The organism is Terribacillus jepli (assembly GCF_047228925.1).
Classification (GTDB): domain Bacteria; phylum Bacillota; class Bacilli; order Bacillales; family Amphibacillaceae; genus Terribacillus.
Window position 1 is genome coordinate 20,520 of sequence record NZ_JBFEGH010000026.1, and the last position, 7,896, is coordinate 28,415.

At 32.3% G+C, this 7,896-nt stretch carries 6 protein-coding genes and 1 pseudogene; all 7 read left to right on the top strand.

Features of this window, described 5'->3' with window-relative positions; all coding sequences use genetic code 11:
• Nucleotides 1-246: 246 nt before the first annotated feature.
• Nucleotides 247-351 (top strand): annotated as a pseudogene (locus AB1K91_RS19675) (DapH/DapD/GlmU-related protein); the annotation flags it as partial.
• 79 nt (nt 352-430) lie between these two features.
• Nucleotides 431-1,354: a glycosyltransferase family 2 protein gene (locus AB1K91_RS19680; protein WP_413092378.1), complete on the top strand. Its 924-nt coding sequence runs from the start codon at nt 431-433 to the stop codon at nt 1,352-1,354.
• Nucleotides 1,341-2,741 (top strand): lipopolysaccharide biosynthesis protein, encoded by a 1,401-nt coding sequence (locus AB1K91_RS19685; protein WP_413092380.1) that lies wholly within the window; start codon nt 1,341-1,343, stop codon nt 2,739-2,741. Before AB1K91_RS19680 ends, AB1K91_RS19685 begins: the two co-directional genes overlap by 14 nt.
• Before the next feature lie 2 nt (nt 2,742-2,743).
• Nucleotides 2,744-3,769: an NAD-dependent epimerase gene (locus AB1K91_RS19690; protein ID WP_413092382.1), complete on the top strand. Its 1,026-nt coding sequence runs from the start codon at nt 2,744-2,746 to the stop codon at nt 3,767-3,769.
• Nucleotides 3,766-5,151 carry a sugar phosphate nucleotidyltransferase gene (locus AB1K91_RS19695; RefSeq protein ID WP_413092384.1) on the top strand — a complete coding sequence of 462 codons (1,386 nt, stop codon included), beginning with the start codon at nt 3,766-3,768 and terminating at the stop codon, nt 5,149-5,151. Before AB1K91_RS19690 ends, AB1K91_RS19695 begins: the two co-directional genes overlap by 4 nt.
• A gap of 483 nt (nt 5,152-5,634) precedes the next feature.
• The gene (locus tag AB1K91_RS19700; protein WP_413092386.1) at nt 5,635-6,678 is read left to right on the top strand and encodes an acyltransferase family protein; all 1,044 of its coding nucleotides are present in this window, start codon (nt 5,635-5,637) and stop codon (nt 6,676-6,678) included.
• 323 nt (nt 6,679-7,001) lie between these two features.
• Nucleotides 7,002-7,769: a tyrosine-protein phosphatase gene (locus AB1K91_RS19705; protein WP_413092388.1), complete on the top strand. Its 768-nt coding sequence runs from the start codon at nt 7,002-7,004 to the stop codon at nt 7,767-7,769.
• Nucleotides 7,770-7,896: the final 127 nt, after the last annotated feature.

Consider the following 7,896-nt stretch of genomic DNA (forward strand, 5'->3'; position numbering starts at 1 on the left):
GCTGATATTAGATTTGAAGGTAATTTTGTATGTAGAAACAACATTTATCTAGCTTCTCAAAATGGAAGCATTCAAATTGGTAGAAATGTTTTTTTCAATAATGGAGTTTCGATAAGTTCACTAAATCGTGTAATTATTGGTGATAATACATCATTTGGTGAAAATGTTAAGATATATGATCAAGACCATATCTTTAACACATCTACCAATACTAATGTGAGTGGGTTTAAGACTCTCCCTGTTTCTATTGGATCTAATGTATGGATAGGATCTAATGTAGTTATTTTAAAGGGTGTGAGCATTGGGAATGGTGCTGTTATTGCAGCGGGATCAGTAGTTAGTAAGGATGTACCGGGAGATAGTTTGTATTTGGAAAAGAGGCAAGCTGTTATTAAGGATATTGAAAGGGAATAGTAAAGAGGTGAGATTATTGCAAGAAGGCGTATCAGTTATTATGACCTTTTATAATGAAGAATTGAATTGGATAAAGGAGAGTATTAGCTCCATACTGAATCAAACACACAGTAATTTGGAGCTTATAATTGTTTGTGACAATCCAGACAATGAAGACTTATTTAACAAGGTAAAAGGATATGTAGATAAAGAAAATAGAGTTAAAGTATTTAGGAATGAAGAAAATATAGGGCTTGCTAAAAGTTTAAATTTTGCTATTGATAATGCTAAGTTTAATTACATAGCAAGAATGGATGCTGATGATATTGCAATTGAAAACAGAATATCTTTTCAGTTAAGTGAATTGAAAAGGTTAAACGCTGATATAGTTGGCTCAAACTGTATACTTATCAATGAAGAAGGTAAAGAAATTGGAGTCACTAATTATCCTATAAGTCCAAAAATAATAACAAGGCTACTTCCCTTTATAAACTGCTTAGCACATCCAACTTGGTTTGCAAAAAAATCACTGTTTACAGAAGTTGGAGGATATTTTGATTACAAGTGTGCGCAAGATTATGACTTTTTATTAAGAGCAAATAATATAAAAGCACGCATTTTAAATACCGATAAGAACTTACTAAAATATCGAGTAAGATCAAATAGTATTGGAAACTCAAAGACACTTAATCAATTTATGACTGCTAATCACATAAGAATGTCAAATAAAAATATTAATTACGATTCAAGATCTATTAAAAATTTTAATTTTTCGAAGGAGAGTAATTTGTCCTTTTTAAAAGTCATTGAATCACCGAAGGGTTATGCGAAAGTCAAAAAAATGCTTATGGAGTTTTCTATCCCTTTTCGGCATAAGTACGGGTTAAAGTATGTAATTAATTTATATCAGACCAGGATGGTTAAGCTAATTCTTTCGAGGCAAGAAAATGAAAAAAAGTAGTTTATCAAATATTATTAGTTTTATTAGTGGCCCCATTATTTCCGCAGCTATAGGACTTTTAATAATCCCCATTACAACCAATTTGTTATCTGTGGAGGATTTTGGTAAATTAAATCTATTTCTCATATCTCAAACATTTATTTTTATGTTTATATATCTTGCTATGGATCATTCGTTTATTCGATTTTATAACATTGCAAATAAACAGTCACTACTAGCAAATATACTTGTTTTACCGATTATTGTAACTGTAATTCTTTATATTATAGCATTATTTCAATTGAAAAATATTTCATTGTTCCTATTTGATACAAAAGAAAGTTATTTAGTAATTTTATTACTTTTAGCAATTCCTTTTGGAATACTGGAGCGATTTTCTCAATTAATTATTAGATTAGAAGATAAAGGATCATTATATGCATTTTTAATCATATTTTCTAAGTTAATCGTGCTTATCTTAATAGTCGTCACCTCTGTCATTATGAATTTGAATTATAGTATAGTCGGAACAATATACTTCATAAGTCAAGCTTTGTCAGCCTGTCTGTCGCTTTTCTTCACACGTAAGCATTGGAAAGATATTAGTTTCAATAATATTAATAAAAAAGAAATTATTAAGTATGCAAGGTATGCACTTCCAATGTACCCATCTACTTTAATGGTATGGGGGCTTAATTCAATAACTATTGTTTTACTAAGGATCTTTTCCAGCTATAGTGACATGGGGATATACTCTGCAGCTACTAGAGTTACAAATATTATAAATGTTCTCCAAAGTGCAGTAATGAGTTTTTGGCAACCTATGGTTTATAGATGGGATAGTCAGAATAAACCATTAAAATTATATAAGCTAGCTGCGAAACTAATAATCATTAGTATCAGTTTATGCTTCATATTTATTTTGATATTTAAAGATTATTTTATTCTTCTTCTTTCAAATTCATTTATTGAATCGATTGCTTTACTACCAATTTTACTTTTTGTTCCTTTTATGAGTTTAAACTCAGAGATAGTTGGTATAGGTATTAATATTGCTAAAAAGACTTATTTAAATACTATATTCTCTTTTATAACACTATGCATATTAATTCTGTTAGGCATAATATCTATTAGTAGTTACGGTGCATTAGGAGCAGCTCTAGTAAACGGAACAGCGTATATTGTGTTTTATCTAATGAAGTTGTTTGCATCTTCTAAAGTTTGGAAGGATCTAGACAGTATATTTTATGTGGTTAATTTAATATCATTGGTTGTATTATCATTATCAGCTTATTATTTGGATAATTATATATCAGTTATATTAATGTGTATTACGATGGTAGTGTATGTAGTTATGCTATATATTACCTATCTGAAGTTAAATAAACTTATAAAGGGGAGAAACTAACAATGGCCATATTAGTAACAGGTTCAGCTGGTTTTATTGGTATGCATGTGTCAAAAAGGTTACTTGATAACGGTGAAAAGGTTATCGGGATTGATAATCTAAATAATTATTATGAAGTATCCTTAAAAGAAGCAAGAAATAATGAGTTAATGGAGTACAATAATTACACTTTTTATAACATTGATTTAAAAGACTCTAAAGAAGTTGAGAACTGTTTTAAACAGGAAAATATAGAAGTTGTAATAAACCTAGCTGCTCAAGCAGGTGTACGCTATAGTTTAGAGAATCCAACAGCGTATATTGACTCTAATATTAAAGGCTTTTTAAGCATACTAGAAGCATGTAAAGACCATAGTATAAAACATTTAATATATGCATCTTCTAGTTCGGTGTATGGTGCAAATACTAAAATTCCTTTTTCTACAAATGATAATGTAGATCATCCAGTAAGTTTATATGCTGCAACTAAAAAATCAAATGAGCTTATGGCTCATACATACAGTCATCTATATAATCTACCAACTACAGGATTAAGATTCTTTACTGTCTACGGACCATATGGGCGTCCTGATATGGCTTACTACTCCTTCACTAAAAAAATTATCAATCATGATACCATCAAAATCTTTAACAATGGAGAGATGATGAGAGATTTTACTTATATCGATGACATTGTAGAAGGAATTGTAGGTCTTATAGATAAAGTGCCTCAAAAAATGAGTTATGATAATGAAAGTAGTCTCTCACCAAATATCAGTTATGCTCCTTATAGAATCTATAACATTGGGAATAATAAGCCTACAAAGCTCATGGATTTTATAAAAGAACTGGAATTAGTACTTGGAATAGAGGCTAAAAAAGATTTCTTACCAATGCAATTAGGAGATGTAAAACAGACGTATGCTGATATAGATGACTTAACAAAGATTACAGGTTTCTATCCAAGAACGAGTTTAAAAGAGGGCCTTAGCCAATTTACAAAGTGGTATCGGGACTATTATGACATACAGAAAGGAAGAGACTTATGAATCTGGTTTTATTATCTGGAGGTTCTGGAAAAAGATTATGGCCATTGTCTAATGATGCAAGATCAAAACAATTTTTAAAGTTACTTAACGATGAAGAAAATCAACCAGAATCTATGTTACAAAGAGTTTGGAATCAAATATCTAAAAGTGGATTATCAGAAAACGCAGTAATAGCGACTAGTAAATCTCAAGTCGAAATAATGTATAATCAACTCGGATCAGATATTGCTTTAGTTACTGAACCTTATAGACGGGATACATTTCCGGCAATAGCTTTAGCTGTTAGCTTTTTATATTCTGAAAAAAAAGTACCGATTAATGAAACAGTAACGGTTATGCCAGTTGATCCTTATGTTGAGGACTTCTTTTTTGAAAAGATTAGTTTACTAGAAGATGCATTAATTAATAGTAATGCAGATCTGGCTCTTATGGGCGTAAAACCAAGTTTTCCTTCTCAGAAATATGGGTATATAGTTCCGGAAATTGGCAGTTATTCCTCTGAAAATTCATTTGTTCCAGTGAATTATTTTAAGGAAAAACCAGATGCTGAGTTAGCATCTGAATTGATTAATCAAGGAGCATTATGGAATTGTGGAGTATTTTCTTTTAAATTATCATTTGTTCTTGATTATCTAGAAGAATTAAAAATACCAACAGATTACAATATACTTGCTAATAGTTATGACATGCTACCAAAGAATAGCTTTGATTATGAAATTGTAGAACGAGCCCAAAATATTGTTGTACAACCTTATGAAGGTTACTGGAAAGATTTAGGCACCTGGAATACACTAACAGAAGAAATGAATAGCAATATAATAGGTAAGGCAGCAATGAGTGAAGAACTAAAAAATTCACACATTATAAATGAACTTCAAATACCTGTAGTCATGATGGGGATTGAAAACGCGATAGTCGCAGCAAGTCCTGATGGAATTTTGGTGACAAATAAGGAAAGAAGCCCTGAAATCAAGAAATATGCAGAAATGTTTTCAGATCGCCCAATGTTTGAAGAAAGGCGATGGGGATGGTATAAAGTGTTAGAGCACAATAAATACGATGAGGGAAATCAAGTGCTTACCAGACGATTATGGGTTGAATCCGGTAAGAATATTAGTTATCAAATTCATTTCAAGAGAACGGAAGTATGGACTTTAGTTAAAGGAGAAGGTCTGCTCATACTAGATAATAATATCCAACATATTAGAGCTGGTGATACCATCAAAATACCTTTAGGTAAAAAACATGCTCTAAAGGCTATAACCGATATGGAAATTATTGAGATACAAGTTGGTAGTGAATTAACAGAGGACGATGTTACAAGATTCTCATATGAATGGGATGATATTATGAGTCAGATAACACAACATGTAAATATTTAATTTCTACTAGAATGAAATTACCTTATAACAACCAATTGCAGATGTTGACCAGCAATTGGTTGTTTAGATTGAATGAAATTTAGCACTTTTCGGAAACTCATTTAAGTGAATGGTGAAGTAGCGACATAGTCAAAGCTTTGAGCTGAACGTAAAAAAGAACCGAGTCGTCCAACAGAAGATATCAAAATTAGATCCTTATAAAATTATCCTCTAAAGCAACTACTTGAAGACCAAGTATTTAAGAAACTGAATGAGAGATACGAAAACGGGCTATATTGACAGTTGTAGAATCGTAAAATAATCTGTACAGAATTGCCGTAAGATCATTAGTGAAAGCCATACCCTTCGTATGGAACAGAACCTGGAGGAGAAAAGTCGTGAAAAAGGGAATAACGACGACAGCGATACTAAATAATTATATGGTAAACCATTTCTTTTTCTTGTATAGTTAAGTCAAACTGGGAAAGGGATGGTCATTATTACATGAGAAGAATTACTGAACTTGATGCACTTAGAGGGATAGCAGCTCTAGCTGTTGTATTTTATCATTATACAACACGATATTCAGAGTTATTCCCTGATTCTCATCATTCTAATTTGAACTTTGTATTAGGTCATTTTGGAGTGAACCTATTCTTTATTGTAAGTGGATTTGTTATATTTATGTCAATTCGCAATAATTCTAGTTCTAAGGACTTTGTTGTTAAACGAGCAATTCGATTATATCCTGCATACATATTTGCAGTAATATTTACTTTTATTTGTGTGATGCTTTATGGTTTGGAAGAGCGAAGAGTTTCAATGTTAGAAGGCGTATTGAATTTAACCATGTTCCAAGGTTTTATTCCTGGTATTGACCACGTTGATGGGGTTTATTGGACTCTTGTCGTTGAACTTACATTTTATGCTGTAATAACTATTTTGATATTTACAAAATTAATTAATAAAATTGAAACAATTGCTATTATATGGCTTATGTTCTCAGCAGCAATAAAGACAGTAAATATATTAGTGGCCAATAATATTGTTCAACTCTTAGATACCTATTCTATATCTAGTTACGCTCATCTATTTATTGCAGGGATGATGTTTTATAAAATATGGCAAGGAGCGTCTAAGTATCATTATTTTGTTTTATTAAGTGCTCTTGTCTATGATTATGTATTTTTTGATTTAGCAAATAATTTGGTAACGAGTGTGTTTTTCTTATTATTTATGCTCATGTTAAATGGAAATCTAGCTTTTCTATCGGTAAAACCATTATTGTTTCTAGGTACAATTTCATACTCCTTGTATTTAATTCATCAAAACATTGGCTATATTATTATTGATTTTATGTACAGACACGATTTAACATCTGATTTTGTTTTAATTTTACCAGTAGGGGTCTCTATTATGTTATCAGCTATTGTAACCTTCTATATAGAACAACCGATTCAAAGGTACTTATCTAGTAAGTTAAAGAGACAACCATTAGTAACTAAAAAAACTGTGACTGAAATTAAAGGGAAAATACCCCAACTATAGCTTAATAACTAATAGGGTATTTAATGTTTACTAGCAACAAATATAAGTTCATATTAAAAGTGCTAAACAAATTGTTATAATAAGCTGCGGAATCATTATCACTAAAGAATATCTAAAACACCGGGAGGTTCAGCTCCTGGCTACCACCTGTTTTAAGGATAACAGGTGGTTTTTTAATTATTATTTATTGATGATTTAAAGGATTATATGTGTGTTGGAAATGTATTACTTTTATTGAAGCATGAGACAAACATGAGACACTCTTTATTCTGTCTCATGCTACTATTCCAGTAAGGACAGCTTATTGGAATGGGGGATTCCTAATGATAGATGTTCACTGCCATATCTTACATGGTCTTGATGATGGTCCAAGTACATTAGAAGAAAGTTTGAAGATGGCAGAGGAGGCAGTGTTTGAGGGCATTGATACAATAGTAGCTTCTCCTCACGACCAGACTAGGGATTCTTATAACTCCCGTCAGAAGATTTATGCCAGCATAGATGCAATGAATGGGGTACTTCGGGAAGAGGGAATTCCATTACAGGTACTTCCTGGGCAGGAGACGTTCGTATCGAATGATCTACTCGAGGAAAGAGATTTTATGGAACTAATGCCGGTAAACGTGAATACAAGCTACATCTATCTGCAATTACCGGAAAATCCTTTGCCCAGTTATTTAAAGCAATTGATCCGGGAGATGCAGGCTTCAGGTTTTCATCCAGTAATCGCTAATCCAGAAAAGAACGTATATGTACAGCAGCAGCCCGATTTTCTATATGAACTTGTTAAAAACGGCAGTTTCGTTCAGATTTCATCAGGCAGTGTGAATGGGGAGCTTGGGGGAAAAGTGCGGAAATTCACACAGCAGATGATTGCATCTAATCAAGTCCATTTTATTGGCTCAAATAACCATCAATCCGGAAAAGGTTTCGGATTGTTGAAGGCCTATCAGGAAGTGGCCAGACAATTTGGCAATCATATAGCTTATATGCTGATGAATAATAATTGGAAGATGGTAGAAGGGGCAGTTGTCATCCGGGAAGAGCCTGAAAGAATTGGCCGAAGAGGGCTCAAGAAGAGATTTGCATAAAAAAGCGGCACAGAGGCTCACGGGACTGACCCCATAGGCTGAGACAAATAAAAAACACCTTCAAGGTTGAAAACGGATGATTGTTATCCGAAATAATACTTGGAGGTGTTTTTTCTATGGGGACAAG